This window comes from Anisomitus miae (SeqCode) (assembly GCF_054906395.1).
The window spans coordinates 144,099-165,048 of record NZ_JBRACL010000007.1 but is presented as its reverse complement, the minus strand read 5'-3'; the positions used below and the strand labels follow the sequence as shown (position 1 = coordinate 165,048).

Annotated in this window: 22 protein-coding genes and 1 other annotated feature; of the genes, 6 read left to right on the top strand and 16 right to left on the bottom strand. The window is 30.7% G+C overall.

Annotated features, from left to right (window positions below; genetic code table 11):
- Positions 1-95 precede the first annotated feature (95 nt).
- The 3 genes from AALI31_RS05520 to AALI31_RS05510 are packed head-to-tail and all read left to right on the top strand — an operon-like array spanning position 96 to position 4,553.
- Positions 96-1,388 (top strand): restriction endonuclease subunit S, encoded by a 1,293-nt coding sequence (locus tag AALI31_RS05520; RefSeq protein ID WP_489885524.1) that lies wholly within the window; start codon positions 96-98, stop codon positions 1,386-1,388.
- A 25-nt stretch (positions 1,389-1,413) separates the two neighbouring features.
- Complete coding sequence (locus tag AALI31_RS05515) at positions 1,414-3,771, top strand: type I restriction endonuclease subunit R (RefSeq protein ID WP_489885523.1); 2,358 nt, start codon at positions 1,414-1,416, stop codon at positions 3,769-3,771.
- Complete coding sequence (locus AALI31_RS05510) at positions 3,735-4,553, top strand: type I restriction endonuclease subunit R, EcoR124 family (RefSeq protein ID WP_489885522.1); 819 nt, start codon at positions 3,735-3,737, stop codon at positions 4,551-4,553. The genes AALI31_RS05515 and AALI31_RS05510 overlap by 37 nt, the downstream gene beginning before the upstream one ends.
- A 22-nt stretch (positions 4,554-4,575) precedes the next feature.
- Here AALI31_RS05510 and AALI31_RS05505 read toward each other — a convergent pair whose 3' ends face one another.
- Both AALI31_RS05505 and AALI31_RS05500 read right to left on the bottom strand, forming a co-directional pair.
- Positions 4,576-4,911, bottom strand: a complete 336-nt coding sequence (locus AALI31_RS05505; protein ID WP_489885521.1) for a cytochrome C biogenesis protein — start codon at positions 4,909-4,911, stop codon at positions 4,576-4,578.
- A gap of 423 nt (positions 4,912-5,334) precedes the next feature.
- Positions 5,335-5,559: a DUF739 family protein gene (locus AALI31_RS05500; RefSeq protein WP_489885520.1), complete on the bottom strand. Its 225-nt coding sequence runs from the start codon at positions 5,557-5,559 to the stop codon at positions 5,335-5,337.
- Between the two features lie 110 nt (positions 5,560-5,669).
- On the opposite strand from AALI31_RS05500, the gene AALI31_RS05495 reads away from it, so the two are divergent.
- Positions 5,670-6,173 (top strand): hypothetical protein, encoded by a 504-nt coding sequence (locus AALI31_RS05495; RefSeq protein ID WP_489885519.1) that lies wholly within the window; start codon positions 5,670-5,672, stop codon positions 6,171-6,173.
- 344 nt (positions 6,174-6,517) lie between these two features.
- Here AALI31_RS05495 and AALI31_RS05490 read toward each other — a convergent pair whose 3' ends face one another.
- A complete protein-coding gene (locus AALI31_RS05490) occupies positions 6,518-7,204 on the bottom strand; it encodes a hypothetical protein (protein WP_489885518.1) in 687 nt (228 codons plus the stop codon).
- A gap of 92 nt (positions 7,205-7,296) precedes the next feature.
- On the opposite strand from AALI31_RS05490, the gene AALI31_RS05485 reads away from it, so the two are divergent.
- Positions 7,297-7,980, top strand: a complete 684-nt coding sequence (locus AALI31_RS05485; RefSeq protein WP_489885517.1) for a queuosine precursor transporter — start codon at positions 7,297-7,299, stop codon at positions 7,978-7,980.
- A 31-nt stretch (positions 7,981-8,011) separates the two neighbouring features.
- Here the strand turns inward: AALI31_RS05485 and selB are convergent, their stop codons facing one another.
- From selB to AALI31_RS05465, 4 genes are read right to left on the bottom strand one after another with little or no spacing between them, the layout of a single operon-like run.
- The gene (gene selB / locus AALI31_RS05480) at positions 8,012-9,916 is read right to left on the bottom strand and encodes a selenocysteine-specific translation elongation factor (protein WP_489885516.1); all 1,905 of its coding nucleotides are present in this window, start codon (positions 9,914-9,916) and stop codon (positions 8,012-8,014) included.
- 14 nt (positions 9,917-9,930) lie between these two features.
- Entirely contained in the window at positions 9,931-11,313 is a 1,383-nt protein-coding gene (selA, locus tag AALI31_RS05475) for an L-seryl-tRNA(Sec) selenium transferase (RefSeq protein WP_489885515.1), read from the bottom strand.
- 9 nt (positions 11,314-11,322) lie between these two features.
- A complete protein-coding gene (gene selD / locus AALI31_RS05470) occupies positions 11,323-12,354 on the bottom strand; it encodes a selenide, water dikinase SelD (RefSeq protein WP_489885514.1) in 1,032 nt (343 codons plus the stop codon).
- Positions 12,355-12,414: 60 nt separating this feature from the next.
- On the bottom strand, positions 12,415-13,053 hold the full coding sequence (locus AALI31_RS05465) for a helix-hairpin-helix domain-containing protein (protein ID WP_489885513.1): 639 nt from the start codon (positions 13,051-13,053) through the stop codon (positions 12,415-12,417).
- A 163-nt stretch (positions 13,054-13,216) separates the two neighbouring features.
- Between AALI31_RS05465 and AALI31_RS05460 the strand changes: the two genes are divergently transcribed.
- On the top strand, positions 13,217-14,080 hold the full coding sequence (locus AALI31_RS05460; RefSeq protein WP_489885512.1) for a D-alanyl-D-alanine carboxypeptidase family protein: 864 nt from the start codon (positions 13,217-13,219) through the stop codon (positions 14,078-14,080).
- A 28-nt stretch (positions 14,081-14,108) separates the two neighbouring features.
- Here AALI31_RS05460 and AALI31_RS05455 read toward each other — a convergent pair whose 3' ends face one another.
- The 9 genes from AALI31_RS05455 to rodA form a co-directional block, all read right to left on the bottom strand.
- The gene (locus AALI31_RS05455) at positions 14,109-15,005 is read right to left on the bottom strand and encodes an RluA family pseudouridine synthase (protein ID WP_489885511.1); all 897 of its coding nucleotides are present in this window, start codon (positions 15,003-15,005) and stop codon (positions 14,109-14,111) included.
- A gap of 21 nt (positions 15,006-15,026) precedes the next feature.
- Positions 15,027-15,611 (bottom strand): bis(5'-nucleosyl)-tetraphosphatase (symmetrical) YqeK, encoded by a 585-nt coding sequence (gene yqeK / locus AALI31_RS05450; protein WP_489885510.1) that lies wholly within the window; start codon positions 15,609-15,611, stop codon positions 15,027-15,029.
- A gap of 7 nt (positions 15,612-15,618) precedes the next feature.
- Positions 15,619-16,230: a nicotinate-nucleotide adenylyltransferase gene (gene nadD, locus AALI31_RS05445; RefSeq protein WP_489885509.1), complete on the bottom strand. Its 612-nt coding sequence runs from the start codon at positions 16,228-16,230 to the stop codon at positions 15,619-15,621.
- Between the two features lie 26 nt (positions 16,231-16,256).
- A complete protein-coding gene (gene obgE / locus AALI31_RS05440; RefSeq protein WP_489885508.1) occupies positions 16,257-17,552 on the bottom strand; it encodes a GTPase ObgE in 1,296 nt (431 codons plus the stop codon).
- A gap of 82 nt (positions 17,553-17,634) precedes the next feature.
- Positions 17,635-17,925, bottom strand: coding sequence for a 50S ribosomal protein L27 (rpmA, locus tag AALI31_RS05435; RefSeq protein ID WP_489885507.1), 291 nt, complete (start codon positions 17,923-17,925; stop codon positions 17,635-17,637).
- Between the two features lie 2 nt (positions 17,926-17,927).
- Positions 17,928-18,260, bottom strand: a complete 333-nt coding sequence (locus AALI31_RS05430; RefSeq protein ID WP_489885506.1) for a ribosomal-processing cysteine protease Prp — start codon at positions 18,258-18,260, stop codon at positions 17,928-17,930.
- A gap of 3 nt (positions 18,261-18,263) precedes the next feature.
- Positions 18,264-18,578 (bottom strand): 50S ribosomal protein L21, encoded by a 315-nt coding sequence (gene rplU / locus AALI31_RS05425; RefSeq protein WP_489885505.1) that lies wholly within the window; start codon positions 18,576-18,578, stop codon positions 18,264-18,266.
- Positions 18,579-18,595: 17 nt separating this feature from the next.
- Positions 18,596-18,671 (bottom strand) — a sequence feature (ribosomal protein L21 leader region).
- 230 nt (positions 18,672-18,901) lie between these two features.
- Positions 18,902-19,756: a site-2 protease family protein gene (locus tag AALI31_RS05420; RefSeq protein WP_489885504.1), complete on the bottom strand. Its 855-nt coding sequence runs from the start codon at positions 19,754-19,756 to the stop codon at positions 18,902-18,904.
- Positions 19,757-19,825: 69 nt separating this feature from the next.
- Positions 19,826-20,944: a rod shape-determining protein RodA gene (gene rodA / locus AALI31_RS05415; RefSeq protein ID WP_489885503.1), complete on the bottom strand. Its 1,119-nt coding sequence runs from the start codon at positions 20,942-20,944 to the stop codon at positions 19,826-19,828.
- Positions 20,945-20,950 lie beyond the last annotated feature (6 nt).

The following is a 20,950-nucleotide window of genomic DNA, read 5'->3' as shown; positions in this document are numbered from 1 at the left end:
TGAAAAATAGAATTACACAAAATGGAATTGTCCATTTATCAAAAATTATTTTTGATTTTCAAGGAAAAGTTATTATGAAAAGGCTGTGAGTCATTATGAAATCATTAGAAACTCTTTTACATACTTTGTGTCCTGATGGAGTTATGTATTCATTGCTCGAAGAGGTAACTCACTATTCTAAAGAAAGAATCGATATATCAAAAGTAGATATAAACAATTATGTTAGTGTTGAAAATTTATTGCAAAACAAACAAGGAAAAACTACAGCAAGTTCTGTTCCATTCTCAGGTAAAGTAATAAAATTCAAAATCGGTGACATACTGATTGGAAATATCAGACCATACTTGCGAAAGATATGGCTTGCTGATTGTAATGGTGGTACAAATGGAGATGTTCTTGCTATCCAAATCAATGATAAATTGTCATTATTTCCTAAATTCTTATATTACATTTTATCTTCTGAAGACTTCTTTAATTATCATAATAATAATGCTAAAGGTGCAAAGATGCCACGTGGGGACAAGAGTACCGTAATGAAATATAACATCCCCCTTCCACCCCTTGAGGTGCAGGAGGAGATCATGAGGATATTGGACAAGTTCACAGAACTAACAACAGAACTAACAACAGAACTAACAACAGAACTAACAGCAAGGAAAAAACAATATGAGTTTTATAGAGATAGCCTTCTCAATTTTGACAAAATTGGGAACAGTAAATCTCATTCTCAAACCTTCGATAATAAAAATACCTCTAAACTTGATTACCTATTACATGCTTTGTGTCCTGATGGTGTGGAATTTATCGATCTCTCGGAACTATTTAATACAAGAAATGGCTATACTCCTTCTAAATCCAAAAAAGATTTTTGGGAAGATGGTACAGTACCATGGTTCAGAATGGAAGATATTCGTGAAAATGGTAGAATTCTTTCTGATTCCTTACAACATGTTTCCAAAGATGGAGTCAAGGGAAACTTGTTCCCCAAAAACTCTATTATTATTGCAACATCTGCAACAATTGGAGAACATGCCTTGATTACAGTAGAATCTCTTGCAAATCAGAGATTCACCTACTTGATGTTAAAGGAACAATACAGAGATAAATTTGATATAAAGTTCATTTACTACTATTGTTTTAAATTGGATGATTATTGTCTTTCCTGTCTTAATAAAGGTAATTTTGCATCAGTAGATATGATAAAATTTTCAAAATTCAAGTTCCCCCTTCCACCCCTTGAGGTGCAGGAGGAGATCGTAGGGATATTGGACAAGTTCGATTCACTTTGTAACGATTTAACTAGTGGTATACCTGCAGAGATTGAAGCCAGACAAAAGCAATACGAATACTATCGTGATAAATTACTGAATTTTAAAAAGGCAAATTGACAGATTATAAACAAGGAGGTTTCTCATGAATAATTTTAACATTTTACTTTCTTCAAAAAGAAATACGGTTGTAACTGAATACACTCCCCAAAGCAAAAGAAGTGATGCTTACCAAAGCGAGGCTAACTTAGAAGCTGCATTCATAAAAATGCTTCAAGAACAGGGTTATGAATATGTAAAAATTCATAATTCCTCTTCCCTCATTTCCAATTTACGAAAACAGTTAGAGCTACTCAACGATTGCAAATTTACAGACAAGGAATGGAACAATTTCTTCAAAACCAAAATCGCTAATGCCAATGAAGGTATTGTGGAAAAGACTAGAAAGATTCAAGAAGATTACATACAGAACTTAACTCGTGAAGATGGAAGCACTGTTAACATTTCATTGATTGATAAAAAGAATATACATAAAAATCGTTTGCAGGTCATTAACCAATATGAAGAAAACTCTGGGACATATAAGTCCCAATACGATGTTACGATTTTGGTAAACGGACTACCTCTAATTCATATTGAGCTTAAACGACGTGGAATTGCAATAAAGGAAGCCTTTAATCAAATTGAACGATATAAACGAGATAGCTTTTGGGCTGATTGTGGTTTGTACGAATACGTTCAAATCTTCGTAATATCCAATGGCACATGCACGAAATATTATTCCAACACAACTAGATCAAGTCACATTAATGAAAATTCAAATGCAAATAATAAGAAACGTAAGAAAACCTCTAATAGTTTTGAGTTTACCTCACATTGGGCAGACGAAAACAATAAAATCATTGGCGATCCTGTGGACTTCACGAAGACGTTTTTCGCAAGGCATACAATCTTAAATATCTTAACAAAATATTGCGTATTCACAACAGAAAATCTACTGCTCGTAATGAGACCTTATCAAATTGTAGCAACAGAAAAAATCTTAAATCAAATTGAGATATCCACTAATTACAAAAATACGGGAACTATAGACGCCGGTGGATACGTTTGGCATACCACAGGAAGTGGAAAGACATTAACATCTTTTAAAACAGCACAACTTGCAACGAGCTTGTCTTATATTGACAAAGTTCTATTTGTAGTAGATCGTAAAGACCTAGATAACCAAACGATAAAAGAATATGACCGTTTTGAAAAAAACTCTGTAAAGCATAATAGTAGTACTGCTGCTCTACAAAAGCAAATTGAAAATTCCAATTCAAAAATCATCGTAACAACAATTCAGAAATTAGATCTATTCATAAACAAAAATAAACGCCATCCAATTTACACTAAACATGTTGTTATAGTATTTGATGAATGTCACAGAAGCCAGTTTGGAAAAATGCATACCAATATCACAAAACACTTTAAGAACTATCACATATTAGGCTTTACAGGAACACTAATTTTCGCAATTAACTCAAGCAATAGTGAAAACAATCAAATGAGAACAACGGAACAATTGTTTGGTAAAAAGCTCCATACTTACACCATCATGGATGCTATAAACGATGGAAACGTTTTACCATTTCGAATTGACTACATCAACACAATCAAAAGTAAAAATGTAGATGGGGACAAGCAGGTCACAGCAATCGATACAGAAGAAGCATTAAGTTCACCAAAACGAATTTCAGAAGTTGTAAAATACATTTTAGAACATTTCGATCAAAAAACTATGCGTAACTCGTATTACGATTTAAAAGGTCAAAAAACAAATGGATTTAATTCTATGTTTGCTGTTAGCTCAATTAATAATTGTAAAAAATACTATCTCGAATTCAAAAAACAAATCATGGAAAAACAGAAAAATCTAGTTGTCGCTACCATTTTCTCCTTCAATCAAAATAAGGAAGATGAATCTAAAGGCATCTTAGGGGATGAAGAATTTGACGTGGAAGGTCCCGATCAAAACTCTCGAGATTTCCTAGATATGGCAATTAAAGATTATAACAAAATTTTCAAAACTAATTTCGATACTTCGGAAAATGGATTTTATGATTATTATAAAGACTTATCTGAAAAAATTAAAAAACGTGAAGTGGATTTAGTAATTGTCGTTAATATGTTTCTTACTGGATTCGATGCCACAACTCTTAATACACTTTGGGTTGACAAGAATTTGAAAATGCATGGTTTAATGCAAGCGTTTTCCAGAACTAATCGTATTTTAAATTCTGTGAAAACCTTTGGAAATATAGTTTGTTTTCGTGATCTTGAAAATGCAACTAACGATGCGATTGCATTGTTTGGAGATAAGGATGCAAGAAGCATAGTTCTTTTAAGATCCTATGAAGATTATTATTATGGCTACACTGATGATAATGGACATGAAAAAAGGGATACGAAGAACAAGTTTTTGAATTGTGCTCAACGTTTCCTCTCGGAAAACCAATCGTAGGAGAGCAAAATAAAAAAGATTTCACTACACTATTCGGAAACATATTACGTTCAAGAAATATTCTATCTTCCTTCGACCGCTTTAAGGAAAATGAAATTTTATCACCGATTCAATTCCAAGATTACACAGGGACATATAACGATATTTATGAAGAATTCAAATCAAAACCAGATGGGAAAGATAGCATTATGGAAGATGTCGTTTTTGAAATGGAGCTAGTTAAGCAAGTCGAAGTTAACATAGATTATATTCTTATTTTAGTTGCAAAGTATCACAATTCCAATTGTGAAAATAAAGAAATCTTAGTTTCAATTGACAAAGCTATTAAATCAAGTTTACAACTTAGATCAAAAAAGGAATTGATTGATAATTTCATTTCCACAATTAATACAAACTCAGACATAAATAAAGATTGGGGACAGTTCACTAAGAAACATTGTGATATTGATCTACAGACTTTGATCAATGAGGAAAATTTAAAACCGGAAGAAACAAGAAAATTTATCAAAAATGCTTTTCGTGATGGAATGATAAAAACGACAGGCACAGATATAGATAACATTATGCCCCCTATAAGTCGTTTTGGTGGAGATGGAATTCGTGATAAGAAGAAACACACAATTATCGAAAAGTTAAAATTGTTTTTTGAAAAATACTTTGATATAATCGATCGATCGGATGCTAATAATGGAAATATCTTTTTACGAAATGTGGAAGGAAGCGTTTCCTCATTTGATATATCTGAAAAAGAAATTATACAAAATGATACTAGTAAAACTTAAAAATCTAAATAAATGAATTGCATTATTCAATTTTGTCAATATCCAAAATCGGTATAACGTTTATTAATGGTGTATCATATGGATGAACACTTTTTATAGTTTTAACTACTAATGACAAATTATCTTTATCACATATGGTTTCAATTTTGTTTTCAAGAACCTCACATAATTTATCCTCGAGACCGAGATAAGGATTTGATCCCTTTAAAGGTCTAAAAACTCCTTTAACCTTTGTTACACAAATGCAATTATCGTAATTCCCAACTTTGCCTACTCCAATCCCATTAAGAGCTTCTCTTATTTTATCTGTAAAGTTATACGGGACATAAACTTCAACTTTAAATCTATCAAAATTCATATATACCTCCAAGCAACATGATACATTGTGATATATAGCGTACCACAAACGGCTCGCTTATGCTTTTAAATTTTATTTCTAAATTATTACTAATGGTTTACCTCTCTTCAAAAAATACGTTTTTATATATTTCCTCATCTCCATCAAACAACATTTACAAAATAGAAAAGGCAGATTATATTAAATAATCTGCCTCCAATTCCTAATATCATACCTACAAAAGTGCTTGTCAACTCACTTACTTAAATTAACGAACATTGCATAAATATCAAACTCCTCTGCTATACTAATAATTTCCCCATAAATAACTTTACCTTTTATTATTACACAATTCCGTCTAAATGATAAATCTCTCTAAATCTATGACCCATTCAACATGTTCATAAATCTCAAATTGTAAAACCCATTTTCATTTTAATCAAGTTAAATCTTTTGAACTTTTGGAGTAAAAAAATAATCCTGCACTTCGTTATTACTAATGTTTAGGATTTCTGTCGCTCTATTTATTTCATCTTGCTTAAAGGCAGTCTTGTTATTTAATCTTAACGATATTGTTTTATGAGATAATCCCATCAACAAAGCAAACCTATCTTGTGTCTTACACTTTTCGACTATTCTACCATTCAATTTTGAATAATCAAATTCCAAAAATAAAGACCTCCTCCAAAATAATTCATGAAGATAAGTTCAGGCATCTGAGCTTACCTAAGAGTATATCAAACAGACTGTAATAATTTCAACACTTTGAATGTATTTTCATGAAAAAATTAATTCCATTGAAGTTTTCAGTACTTTCAATTAAAATATTTATAACTAGGGTGGTGGTAAAAATTAAAATCTCAAATACCAAGGAACGATTGAAACAAATTATGAACACAAGATCTATAAAACAAGTAGATATTTTGAACTTAACTAGACCTTTATGTGAAACATACAATATAAAACTTAATAAATCAGATTTGAGCCAATATTTATCTGGTAAAGTTGAACCTAATCAACATAAGCTCTATATCTTAAGTGAAGCTCTGGACGTGAGCGTTGTGTGGCTTATGGGATACGATGTTCCCATGGAGAAATTAAATATTAACGATGAACATGTTGCCGATTCCATCATTGAGCATAAATATGGAAAGGATTTTTTGGAAATCGCTAAACTGTATACTAAACTTGATAATATTGACAAGAAACAAATTAAAGATAGACTGCAGTGTATTTTGAAACTTAAAAAGTACAATACAAATTCTAGTTTTAAAAAAACATAGGAAGACAATTCTTCCTATACAAATACAAAAAATATAAATAATATTAAATTTTTTGCCGTATTCCTTTCGAGCTTTGACATAATTGCTCCTGTCCTTAACTCAATTTGCCTTTTTCTTAAACTGGATATTATTAAATTTAAAATTATCCTACTTCAAAATTTCATTTTTCTATTTAGCTATACTCCCCCATATCGTTCAACATTTTTTTTCTAGAATGTCTGACCTAAAATCTCATGTATCCAACATCCTCAACACATTTTACTAAGTGCAACAATAGGATTCTTTTCATTAACATTCCAAAAACCAAAAAGAGCTTTAAAAGAATAAAGCCCTAACTTAAATTTCTATCTAAAACCAACCGTGTTCAAAAAATATCTATCAAAATAACTCAGAGGCTCCGCATAAATTTTCCCACCTAAGATATTATTTTTTTCGGAATACAATTGTAAAGATTTATATGTAATTAAGGATTCAAGCTCTCCTATGTAATCAGGCATGGTAATAGTGCCGATCAAAAAAGGTTTATCCTTATCATTATAAATTATAGAAAATCCCAATGTACCATCGTATTTTTCAAAATTATTATTGACAAATTCATAATTCACAATCTTTCTTTTTTGCTTCACTGTCATGGAATCTATTTTATCACAAATAGATTTGATCTCAGTCAATATATGACTCTTTCTATGAAAAACATACTCACTCGTAAATGCATAAGAGTTATCTTCCATATTTTTTATTTCGTCGTATAGAAATTCCATTTTTGATTTTAGCGAAGTATAAAAATCATTAAAATTATTTTCAAATGCCTTATTTGTAAAACCTCTACACCTCGTCTCAACCATATCACAATTTGAAAAATAATCTGGGACCAACTCATCATAGTTAAAAAACTTATCTTCCAAATTCAACGTCAGTATATCGTTTTTCTCAACAGATACTTGATTTTTATTGACCCTGTCATTATAATTGACGGTGTTGACATTATTTAAGAGTATTGCTACAGTCAAAAATATATTTGCAAAAAGCAACTCACAGCCCTCCCACAATCTATTACCTTTGTATTCTTCCCATTTATGTCTCAAAAATTCGTTTTAAAAATATGTGAAGGAGTAACTCTTAAATGCCAAATGAGCTTTTGTGGTTTGTATTATTGTTCTTAAATTTTTTTACAGTATGTTCGGTATATAGATTCTTAGGAAAAACCGGATTGCTTGCCTACACCGTTATGGCAACCATTTTAACAAATATACAAGTAGTGGTCACGCTGGATCTATTTTCAATGACAGTAACTTTAGGTAACATAACATATGCATGCAACTTTCTAGTCACGGATGTTTTGTCCGAGTATCATTCAAAGGAAGATGCTAGGACAGCAGTTGTAGTTGGATTTATATCAATGGTAGCCACAACCGTTATAATGTTTATCATTACGCTGATGACTCCAAACGAAACAGGAATTGAAAGTTTTGAAAGCATAAAAAATATATTTTCAATTCAGCCTAGAATAGTAATTGCCAGTATGCTATCGTATCTAATTTCACAAAATATAGATATATCTTTATTCAAGTTTTTCAAAACCAAACTCCCATCTAGGAGATTTCTTTGGCTACGAAATACAGGAAGCACACTTATAAGCCAAGCTATAGATAACATAACTTTCAATTCTCTAGCTTTTGCATTTATATTTCCTGCAAGTACAATAATCACTATAATAATTTCAACATACGTCTTGAAGACAATAATCTCTGTGTTGGACACGCCTTTCGTTTATCTCGTTGGTAAGATTAAGCCAAAGAATACTTAAAAAAATAGAGGAACGAATTTAATTCATTCCTCTAAGCCAAAATCCTATTGTCTTTTTTCCTAATCGTAATTTTAATCTCGTCCAAATGCTCAAGTAAGGTAACCAAATATTTCCTATTTGAATTTAGAATTTCCTTCGCATCCCTTAAAGATATTTCTCCATTCTGTTTTAAAAAATCCACTATAAGATTTCTCGCATTAGAAAAATCCTCTTTTAACAAATACATCTCAGGACTTACTTTATATAGAATTTCTGTTTCCTCTAAATACCTGTGAACGTTGTAGAAATCCTTAGAATTGAATTTGGTTTCCAAATCAGTAAGCTTAGGTGGAATAAATCCTCTTGTTTTGTATTCACTAACAATTTGATTTATCATAATTTGTATGTCTGGTGAAATCTCTACTTTAAAATCAAAAAGCGATACATACTTCGAATTCAATTTAATTAGGTTTTGGCATTCAAAATATTCTAAGACCCTATCATATACCTTAGGCTTTACATTATTCGAAAATATCTTATTTCTAAGTTCTTCTTTTAAAAATCCAATTTTAAGTTTATTTCTTTTATGGTATTGAGAAAGGATTGATTTCATATTGGCAAAGACGCTATGTAAATTTTCATTATGCACAAAATACTCTTTAGAATCATCACTGAAAACAACCAGAATTCCTTTCTCAACCATTTCATTAACACACTCTTCAAAACATTCTACATCTATAGAATATTTTTTACATATGTAATCATCGCTCAAGAAAGTATCTTCATCATTCTTAATCACAGCTTCTATGTAATCTATTCCAACATGTTTTTCTACAGCTTTCAGTTTCTCAAGATATTCATTTTTACATCCTTTTACTCTCGTAGCTATTGGATTTATAACATACCCTCCGCCCAATGTAACCATTGGAGAATAATTTCTTATAACATATCTATCATCCTTTAAAACAGATACCGGTCTCTCCAAATGAAATTGGACATAAGCCTCTGAACCACTTTCTACCTCAAGCTTATCCAAAATATGAATTCTTCCAATCACCTCATCCGTTCCACAAAAAAACCTCACACGTTGACGATTTAGGATATTTTTACTAAGATTATCTAAAGAAAGTAATTTACAATCTATCATATAGCTAGAATTTAATGAGTCCCTCTGCGAAATTACAAATCCTCTCTTAATATCATCTCTTTTTACTCCAGACAAATTAAGAGCACACCTTTGTCCACAAAATGCCTCATCACAATTCTTTTCATGTACTTGTATATTTCTAACTTTACATTGAATGTTTTTTGGATATATCGTTAAAGTATCGTTTATAGAAACTTTTCCGGAAATAATGGTACCGGTAACCACCGTTCCAAATCCACTTATACTAAAGCACCTATCTACTGGAAGTCTAAAAGGTCCCTTATGGCTTTTCTCAAAATCGTCATTGAGTACATTATCAATCTCCTCTATTAACTCCTCATACCCAAACCCCGTTCTTGCTGAAAAACCTATGATGTTTGAGTTTTGTAAAAACGTCCCATCTAAAATAGATTTTACTTCTTCCTTGACCAATTCGTATAATTCATCATCTACAAGATCCCTCTTAGTTAAAACGACTATTCCCTTTCTTATATCCAACATTCTTAAAATATCCAAATGTTCTATAGTTTGTGGCTTTACACCCTCGTCACACGCTATAACAATTAGTACCACATCAATTCCAGTTGCACCGGCAAGCATATTTTTAATAAATTTTTCATGTCCTGGTACGTCTACTATTCCCACTCTTTTACCTGATGGTAGATCAAAAAATGCAAATCCTAAATCTATGGATATCCCACGCTTCTTTTCCTCAATCAAAGAATCCGTATCCATACCTGTTAATATTTTTATAAGCGATGTCTTACCATGATCAACGTGACCTGCTGTTCCTATTACGACATTTTTCAAAACCTAACAACCCCTCATAGACTAATCAAGGAATCAAGAATGCTGCTAAACTCATCTTCCTCTATTGTTCTAACATCTAACTTAATAGAATTTTTCTCTAACCTCACTATGATTGGAGTACTAGCATTTCTCAACCTTTTCTCTAATTCATGAGGCGAAAGTTTGCTATGCTCCAAACTCAAAACATATGTATCGAGCTTCTCTCTAGGCATAGCACCACCACCTATAATAGAAACTCCTCCCTCGATTAATACGGTAAAGTTCTCTAAACCATTTAACATATCAAATAATCTTTGTGCTTTTATCTTTAAATCCTCCATTGTGTAAGCTATCATTCTAAGTGTGGGAATGTTTTTAACTGCATACTGGCTATCCAAATAACATCTAAATGTAGACTCAAGAGCTGCAAGAGTAAATTTATCAACTCTTAATGCCCTAAGCAAATGATTCTTCTTAATTTTTTGAATAAGCTCCGATTTGCCTACCACTATTCCCGCTTGAGGTCCACCCAAAATCTTATCGCCACTAAAAGTAACAATGTCTGCTCCATTCTTTAAAGATTTATAAACGGAATTGTCATCGAAACAAATGCCATACTTTGATAAATTTACTATCGTACCACTACCCATATCCTCAATAATCATTTTGTTATACTTCTGCTTAAGGATATTTAATTCTCTGATGCTCACATTTCCTACGAAGCCATCAATATAATAATTCGAAGTATGCACCTTAAGAAATGCACTTGTATTTTCACTTATCTCATTTTCATAATCGTACAAATGAGTCTTATTGGTACATCCTACCTCCTTCAAGACAGCCCCACCAAACTTTATCACTTCTGGTATTCTGAACGATCCTCCAATTTCAACTAACTCTCCTCGTGAAACTATAACTTCAGTCCCCCTACACAAAGTGTCCAAAACGAGCATTACAGCTGCAGCATTATTATTAACCACAAGTGCAGATTCACAATTTAATATTTCACAAATAAGATTTTCTATATGAACATATCTACTACCTCTAACGCCATGATTTAGATCATACTCGAGATTAGAATAATTTTCTGCCACCTCAACCATATGTTCAATAGCATCTTTACAAATTTTGCTTCTTCCCAAATTCGTATGTATGATAACACCCGTTGCATTTATAACTTTCCTCATGTTCTTTTTAGCTCTAAGTGCAATCTCAACATTGAAAATATCATAAATCGATTCAATATGTACTTCATTAATTTTTCCTGACTTTATCTTTTGCCTAATATCTTCCAATATTTCCCTAAGTATTTTTAAAATAAATTCTCTTGGATATATATCAAGAGACTCTTTCACATTTTTCAAATTAAGCAATTCATCGATTTTAGGAATCTTCCTATACAAATGTTCCAAAAACAAACCATTCCTTTATTTAACACATAAATACCTATCAGTTAACTCTCTAACTTCACCGATGACTTTATGAAATACACCATTTGCATTTAAATTATTTACAAACTCATCTATGTAATTTTCAGAAATCGAAAACAATAATCCTCCAGAAGTCTGAGGTTCAAATAATATATCTTCCAACCACTCATCACATTTACAGAAAACTTTTCCACTTAAATACCGTTTGTTCGAATAAGTTCCTCCAGGCACAAATCCATCTCTTACATATTTTACAGCTCCTTCAATGACAGGTATATCATTTTTATAAAAGTATAACGATACATTAGATCCAAATGCCATTTCATATCCATGTCCCATTAGTGAAAACCCAGTTATGTCAGTGCACGCATTCACCTCTATTGACTTTGAAGATTCGTATGCATACTTATTTAGAGTCGTCATATATCTAACAGCCTCATTGTAAGATTCATCTGAACATACATCTGCTTTTATTGCATTTATAATCGAACCCACTCCTAATTTCTTTGTAAGAATAAGTCTATCTCCAACCTTAGCACCATGATTTTTATACACAAGCTTCGGATGAACTTTACCAATTACAGAAAGTCCAAATTTAGGATCACTATCATGTATAGAATGCCCTCCAGTAACTATAGCACCAGCTTCCTCAACCTTACTCGCACTCCCATTTAATATCTTAGATAGAACATTTACGGACATGGCTTTGGGAAATCCGACTATATTCAAGCACAAAATAGGTTCACCACCCATTGCGTATACATCACTTAGAGAATTGGTTGCAGAAATTTGTCCGAAAACATAAGGGTCATCAACGATTGGGGTAAAAAAATCCAAAGTTGATATAATAGCCAAATCATCTGTGAATTTATAAACGGCCGCATCATCATTATTTTCAAATCCAACTATCAAATTTTTATTTTTCAATATCGGTAATGACTCTAAAATATTTGAAAGAACACCCGGTTCTATTTTAGCACCTCAGCCTGCAGTTTGACTGAATTGCGTCAATCTATAATTATCCCCCACTCTAACATCCTCCCTTCTCTTCATTTTTTACAATTAAGTATATCACCTTAAATAAAATATTTAAACCTTTATTCTATCTTTGAATTTTTCAAAAGTTTTATTTCCAATTCTCGAAACATTCTTTACATCATCAATGATTTTAAACGGACCATTTTCTTCTCTGTACTGTATTATAGAATCTGCTAAGCCATCACCTATACCGCTTAAAGTTTTAAGCTCATCTTTAGATGCGGTATTTATATTTATCATAAAATCCCTTCCATATGAATTATTATCAGTAGTTTCATAAACAACATCAACTATTTTAGATTCTAATATTTCTTGTTTGGAAAGTACAGTTATGCATTCTCCATTTTGTAATTCCCTTGCTTGGTTTATATTTGATATATCACCATCATTTGTTAAACCACCAGACATGACTATTAAATCTTTAACAATACTCCCCTTTTCTATTTCATAAACATCAGGATTTAAAACTTCACCTTTGATTTCCACAAATATATTTTCAGTTGGCATGTCCGGATAAACATCAGTATCACTAAACGTGTGCTCACTTCCTTTATGTATAGAATCACTAAGCGATAATATCTCTGTATTTGAAACCTTAGAAGATAAATTATAGATAACAAATACCGATAAAAATACAATCGATATTATTACTCCAACTATATATTTCATTAGATTTTCTTTACTAAACATTACAATATCCTCTAGAATCTTTTTTCTATATAATTCCACTTTTAATATTTATTAAACAAAAAATATTAAAACTTTTACATATTTATTAAATCAAAGAATTAATAATTTATACAAATCATGCAAATAATAAGAGCACTTATGAATATAACCTCGGAGGTTTTTAGTGAGGACTTTGTATAAATTTATAGCTTTGATTTTATTTTTTAATATATTTTTATTTAAGTTACCTACTAATGGAATTTCTGATTCTGATCTGATCATCAAGAGCAAATCAGCTATATTGATTACACCTCAAAACTCAAGTGTAATTTTTGAAAAGAATGCATACGAAAAATTTTTCCCTGCATCTACAACGAAAATCTTAACTGCTATAGTTGTACTAGAAACTCTAGAACTTGATGAGTTTGTTAAAGTATCGAGAAATGCTTCGGATATAAATGGAACAAAGGTTGGCTTATATGCAGGTGGGCTTTATAAAGTTGAAGATCTCTTATATGGACTTTTATTAAATTCAGGAAATGATTGTGCGATAGCCTTAGCTGAACATGTCTCAGGTACTGAACAGAATTTTTCAAATCTCATGAATAAAAAAGCACGTTCCATAGGTGCAAATCATTCAAACTTCATGAATGCAAGTGGACTTCATAATAATAATCACTACACATGTGCATATGATCTAAGTAAGATTTTATCTTATGCTATCAGAAACAAAAAGTTTGTAGAGATCTCTGCTTCGAAGTTCCGTAAAATTTTAGGTACAAATGGAGATTCGTTTAGCATCTATAACCAAAATCAATTATTATTAAAAGATGGAAAATATTATTATGAACATGCGTTACTTGGAAAGACTGGTTTCACAACGCCAGCTCAATACACATTTGCTGCGTCAGCAAGAAACAATAATGTTGATTTGATAGCAATAACATTAAATGCACAAAGTAAAGACGAATATCTTCAAGATACTATAAGATTATTTGAGTATGGCTTTAATAAAGTTAAGAAAGTCAGTATAACATCAAAACGATAAAGGCAAAATAATCTTAAATGGAAAAAGATTATTTTGCCTTTTGTCTTTTTATGTAAGTCATCATGTCATGAGGAATATCGCAATTGAAATTCAATACTTCCTTAGTATAAGGATGGACTATGGAAATCTTATGAGAGTGTAACAATTGCCTATCAATCTCTTCACTCTCAACTCCATATAGGTTGTCTCCAATTATATGATGACCAATATAAGCCATATGAACTCTTATCTGGTGAGTTCTACCAGTATCAATGTGAACATTTAACAAACTACTGTTTTCATATCTTTCAATTACCTTATATGTAGTTTTTGCATATTGTCCCTCGGTATCATGGACAATCCTTTTAATGGAATCATTAGTTGGTCTAAAAATATTTTTCTCTATGACTCCCTCCGATTTAGAAATACTCCCATCAACAACTGCAACATATTGTTTTTTAAATATGTTTCTTCTAATAAGATCCGACAGAAACATATGAGCATATTGATTTTTAGCAACAACCAATATCCCAGATGTATTCATATCAAGTCTATTTACAAATCTCACAATAGAATCTATCTTGTTGGTTTTAAAATAATACATAATACCATTTGCAAGAGAGACACCATGACTTTTGCTAGGATGAACAACTATATGTGGCGGTTTATCAATTACAAGTATGAAGTCGTCCTCATAAATGACTTTTATGTCCATGGGAATAGACTCTATATTTTGGGTTTCATTTTCTATAAATACCTTTATAGAAATCTTATCTCCCTTTTTTACATAATAACTTAACTTCACACTGGAACCATTCACTAAAATTCTTCTATCAATCGAAGCTCGTTTTATAAATCTCGAACTCAATCCCTTATCATATTTTAAATAATCTCTTATTTTCGTATCCTTAACGTCCTCTGTAATTTCATATTTTAAAAAACTCAAAATCCTCAAAAATTCCTTTCATTAATAATTCCTATTAATATTTGACAAAATAAAATTTCTTGCTTTCAAAGTATCCTCATGAATAAACTTTCTCTTGGATAACAACTCTTGAATAATGGAATCATAAGCACAGACCAATGCCTCATTCAAATTTAAATCTACCAAAGCTGCATCCCTAGATTTACAAACAACATTATAATCTCTACCAATTTCAATAAAATCAGCAAGAAAGACAATTTTATCGAGCATTGTCATACTCTCACTTCCGGTAACATGATTTTTTATAGCATTCAAAATCTCAATATCATCAACTTTAAATCTATCTCTAGCAATAGTCATGGATGCAATTCCATGATATATATGTACATTACTCACTTCATCACAATTCAAAACATGTCCTTCATCTGTCACAATCTTCAAGATTTCATATGACGATAATTCTTTTCCGATATCATGAAAATAACATGCAGTCTTTACCTTAAGAAGATTTTTATAGGAAAACTTATCAGCTAATATAACTCCCATATCTACAACTCTTAATGTATGATTGTACCTATACTCACTCAAATTTTCCTTTAAATAGCTTTTAATAATGTCAAAATCCATAAATCAATTACCCCACATACAATTTTTTAGATACTATGTATTCGTACAAAGGTTTAGGCACTAAATGTCCAATATCCTTGCCATTAAATATATTTTCACGAACCTCTGTGGATGAAATATGCATCACGTCACCAAGTAGTAAAAATATCTTACCTTTGTATGTCTTTTCATAACGTACTTTAATATCATTGATGATATATTTATGTGAATTATCCCTTAAATAAACAACAAGATTTGCACTTCTAAAAATCCTATTGATCTTCTGCCACTTATCGAAATTAATAAAACTATCTGAGCCTATAACAGAAAACAATTCATCACCTTTATAAATTCTATCCAAATACTCTAAACTTTGGTAAGTATATGAGATTCCATCTTTCTTAATTTCATAATCTTCAATTCCCATGAAGTCATAATCATTTATTGCAATCTTAATCATCTCAACACGAATTTTATCATTTAGAATACATTCAATATTTTTATGAGGTGGTATTTTATTAGGCATAAACAAAACTTTATCTAAAGATAAATACTTATAAACATTCGAAGCAATATTAATATGACCATTATGAATTGGATTAAACGTTCCACCAAAAATTCCTAACTTCAAATTAAACACCTTCGATCAAAACATTTTAGATATATTTATCCCATAAATTCAAATTCAAATTCATTCAATTTGACTAAATCTCCATCATTGACTCCGAGTTTTTTCAGTTCATCAATGATCCCTTTATTCTTTAACACTTTGTGGAAATATCGAAGAGAAGTAAAATTATAAATATTCACAGCATTCAATAACCTATCTACAAAACTTCCCACAATTAAATAACTCTGATTACCATCTTCATCAACTTTTCGTTGAATTTCATATGTAAATCTCTTAGATTCGAATTCATACATATCATCTTCTTGAAAATTCAAAATGGTTTTAGGTGTATTATCAATAATCTCTTTAACTTTATTAAATAGCTCATAAACCCCTTGACCTGTCGCTGCAGAGATCTCAAAAGTATTTTCGTATCCAAGACATTTTATCTTAGACTTTATCTCTTTCAATCTCTCCCCATTTTCATTTGTAATTATGTCACTTTTGTTAAGCACAACAACTTGTGGACGATTACTTAAGTCTTCATTGTATTCTTTGATTTCACGATTAATCAAATTAAAATCGTTGATTACATCTCTTCCTTCACTTTCGGAAACATCCAACATATGTATAAGCAATCTCGTTCTTTCGATATGCTTAAGAAATTCTAATCCTAGACCAACTCCCTTAGAAGCTCCCTCAATAATTCCTGGTATATCTGCTACAACAAATCCTTTTATATTTTTGTAATCAACTACTCCTAAGTTCGGATATAAGGTAGTAAAATGATAATTTGCGATTTTAGGCTTAGCATTTGTAACCATTGAAATCAAAGTTGATTTCCCAACATTTGGGAATCCCATGAGCCCTACATCGGCAATTAGGCGAAGCTCTAAGACTATTTCCATTTCATCAAAAGGCATACCAGGTTCTGCAAAATCTGGAGTATGCCTAGTTGGAGTACAGAATTTACAATTTCCTTTTCCTCCTCTTCCCCCTTTCAATAATACGAATCTTTCATTTTTATTTGTCATATCTACAATAACTTTATTGGTATTTGCATGGCGTATTACAGTTCCTTCAGGTACTTTTATTACGATATCCTTTCCCCTTTTACCATAACATTTACTAGTTCCACCATTTTCTCCATTCTCGGCAATAAATCTTTTATTATATTTAAAATCAATTAACGTATTACTACCAGGATCAACTTCAATTAATACATCCCCTCCATCTCCTCCATCTCCTCCATCTGGACCACCTAACGGGACATATTTCTCTCTTCTAAACGAAATGCATCCATCTCCACCCTTTCCAGAACGAACATAAATTTTCGCTACATCCAAAAACATAATCTCACCTTCCTTTAAAATATACTTACGAAAAAAGGGTGATTAACGAAAATTAATCACCCCATGTCTAAAACCCTTCAAATTAAATAGTAACCTCAACAGGATAAACACTTGCTCTTTTCTTACCACTTCCGAACTTTTCAAACCTAACAATACCATCTACTGTTGCAAAAAGAGTATGATCTTTACCTAAACCAACATTATTCCCTGGATGAATTTTAGTTCCCCTTTGCCTCATTAATATATTACCAGCTAACACAAATTGACCATCTGACCTCTTAACACCAAGCCTTTTTGAATGACTTTCCCTACCATTTTTGGAACTACCAACACCTTTTTTAGACGCAAATAACTGTATATTAATCCTTTCCACTGTTACTCCTCCTTAATCTTCATATTAATGTACTGTCCATATTCCAAAATCAACTTATCCATAGTTATCTTAAACGTCTTAAACAGTACCTGTGCCTTACTCTTATTATCTTCATCATATCTTGAAATATCTAAATCAACACTAGAATTTTTTTCATCAACAAAAAAAACAAAGTCATCAGATATAACTTCTTTAAGACCAAGAATAAGACTCTGAGATAGGGTAGATACAGCAGCACAGACTATATCTCTACCCGATATATCATACATAGAATGACCAAATACTTTTAATTTAACAAAACTATCTCCTCTTGTAGTTAAAAGTATATTTATCAAACTTTAAACCTCTATTTTCTCAATTCTAACTTTAGTATACGGCTGTCTATGCCCATTCTTTCTCCTATAATCCTTCTTAGGTTTATATTTGAATACAATTATTTTTTTTCCTTTAACTTGAGCTACAACAGTAAATTTAACTTTAGCACCACTAATAAAAGGATTACCAAACTTCGCACCATATTCCTCGCTAAACACAGCCAAAACATTATTAAATTCATATGTATCATTAACAGATAAATCTAACTTTTCTATGTATATAACGTTACCTTCTTTGACTTTGTACTGTTTTCCACCAGTCTCTATAACAGCATACATAAATAAGAAACCTCCTCAATAAAATTAAGACTCGCCCATACAGGTGATAATAAATCTTAAAAGCTACCCATAACAGTGCGGTTACACTTGAATTTTAACACAAAGTATAAAAAATTACAAATATAAAAACTTATTTGTTGTAGATTCTATACTTTTGCATTATAATCATGTGGTACACTTACCATAAGAATTAGGAGATAACTTATGAAACTTCAAGTTGCACTACTTTCAATTTGGATAATGTTTATACTATTTATAGGAATTGTACTGAATTAAAAACAAACAGATTGGTCAAACTCATATTAATTATAAGTTTAACCAATCTATTTATTTTCATAATATTCGCCTATTTTAATGTTACCAAATTTTTTATAGCATTGTAAAATAGTGTAATGATTTGTGATATCTATTATTTCTAAATCTTCATCCAAAACACAAAATATGATAAATTTATTGAATTTAGACAATTTTATAATATCTAGTATATGAGTATCATGATGTACAGAAATTACTTTCGATTTTACATATCCCTTACTCAAAAGTGTACGCTTTGAATTATCAATCTTATTTATAACAAACATACTTATTAAAACTTTATACTCTCTATAAGTACTTATTAAAGTAAATATTATAACTACTAAATGCGTTATATTAAACAAAAAAGAACCTAAAAAAGAGTTCACAACTAATACAAGCATACTCAAAGATAAAATCAAACTTATAAATATACTAAAAAACATTGTAACATATCGTCGTTTTAAAATCCTAAATAATAAACTCCTCAGTATAAATGCCCCATCCAATGGAAAAATAGGTAACAAATTAAATCCTCCGATCACTAAATTAACAAGTATAAATTTATCAAAAGTATCAGTACTAATTAATAAACTTATTACAAAAAAAACTGCTCCAACCATTAAATTAGCTATACTTCCTATAGAATACATTATAATTTGACTATTTACAAAAATATTATCACTCAAGTCTATCCTAAATCCGAGAATAGATATCTTAAAGTTTTTAAAATTTATAGAATTTAGACTCAAAAACAACACATGAAATAATTCATGTGTGCAAATAGCAATAACAGAAAGAACCCCATAACTAAACTCTTTTATGAAAAATATTATATACAAAACAACTAAACTTAATTTTAAAATCCTCTGTGTATAACTCACAAATTCACCTATAAAATTAATTAATTATTTTATAGATATACTTTCAATTTATGTTTTTATAACAAAAACTTAAATATTAAAAATTATAGGATCCTTTCTCATATTTATGTTCAACACTAATGCCATTCCTATCATGTTACTAAGCATCGAACTTCCCCCATAACTCACAAACGGTAAATTGATTCCCGTAACTGGTAAGAGTCCTACTGTCATACCAATATTCTGAAACACAGAATACAACATGTAAAAAGCCATGCCTGCACAGAATAATTCTCCAAAGGTGTCCTTAGATGTTCTAGCAATTTTTATTATTCTAAAAATTACTAAAGAAAATACACATAACAAAACTAGAGCTCCTATAAAACCCCAATATTCCCCTATTATAGAAAATATAAAATCATTCTGAGGTTCAGGTACAAACTGTGATACGTAACTATTTTTACTATTTCCTAACAAAGTATCGTGCTTACCCCAAAGCCCTCCAGATCCAACCCCAATCTTAGACTGGACAACTTGAAGGCCATTCCCATAAGAATCTACAGAAGGGTCTATAAACGAAATTACCCTATTCTTCCAGTATGTAGGTAATAAATTCGTATCCCAAACTACTAACACTCCTAATACACAAAATATTATACCAAACATAAAAACTTTTATATTTAATCCTGCTATAAACAACACTCCAAGACTCATTATAAAGCAAACAATGGTCATTCCCATATCAGGTTGAATAACTATTGAAATTAGAGGTACAATTATATAACACAGTAATTTTATAATAACTCCTCTCTCATTTACCCTTTTATCATTGTCATCTATAACCTTAGCCAACATTAAAATTAAAGTAATCTTCATAAATTCAGATGGCTGAATAGAAAAAACACCTAATTGTATCCAACCACTAGCACCGTTTATCTCTTCGGTAAATATTTTCGTAAATATCAAAAGCATAATATTTGAATAATAAAATATAGAAATAAATGGCTTTATATCTGAATAATCTATAAATAAGATTACTACTAGTATTATAAAAGCTATACTTACAAAAAGTAACTGACGCTTGGCAAAATTAAAATTAGTAGCACTGGATACATTCAGAACCCCATATAGTGACAAAGCTACTATACTAATCAGCATAATGAAATCAATACGCTTTATATGCCTTATTTTCGAAAGAATATATTTCAATCAGAT

What these genes read in the sequence shown, in the direction of transcription:
- AALI31_RS05485 (WP_489885517.1), top strand. Translation starts at nt 7,297, where the DNA reads ATGCCAAATGAGCTTTTGTGGTTTGTATTATTGTTCTTAAATTTTTTT.
- AALI31_RS05505 (WP_489885521.1), bottom strand. Translation starts at nt 4,911, where the DNA reads ATGAATTTTGATAGATTTAAAGTTGAAGTTTATGTCCCGTATAACTTT.
- AALI31_RS05495 (WP_489885519.1), top strand. Translation starts at nt 5,670, where the DNA reads ATGAAAAAATTAATTCCATTGAAGTTTTCAGTACTTTCAATTAAAATA.
- rplU (WP_489885505.1), bottom strand. Translation starts at nt 18,578, where the DNA reads ATGTATGCTGTTATAGAGACTGGTGGAAAACAGTACAAAGTCAAAGAA.
- AALI31_RS05465 (WP_489885513.1), bottom strand. Translation starts at nt 13,053, where the DNA reads ATGTTTAGTAAAGAAAATCTAATGAAATATATAGTTGGAGTAATAATA.
- obgE (WP_489885508.1), bottom strand. Translation starts at nt 17,552, where the DNA reads ATGTTTTTGGATGTAGCGAAAATTTATGTTCGTTCTGGAAAGGGTGGA.
- AALI31_RS05515 (WP_489885523.1), top strand. Translation starts at nt 1,414, where the DNA reads ATGAATAATTTTAACATTTTACTTTCTTCAAAAAGAAATACGGTTGTA.
- yqeK (WP_489885510.1), bottom strand. Translation starts at nt 15,611, where the DNA reads ATGGATTTTGACATTATTAAAAGCTATTTAAAGGAAAATTTGAGTGAG.
- AALI31_RS05520 (WP_489885524.1), top strand. Translation starts at nt 96, where the DNA reads ATGAAATCATTAGAAACTCTTTTACATACTTTGTGTCCTGATGGAGTT.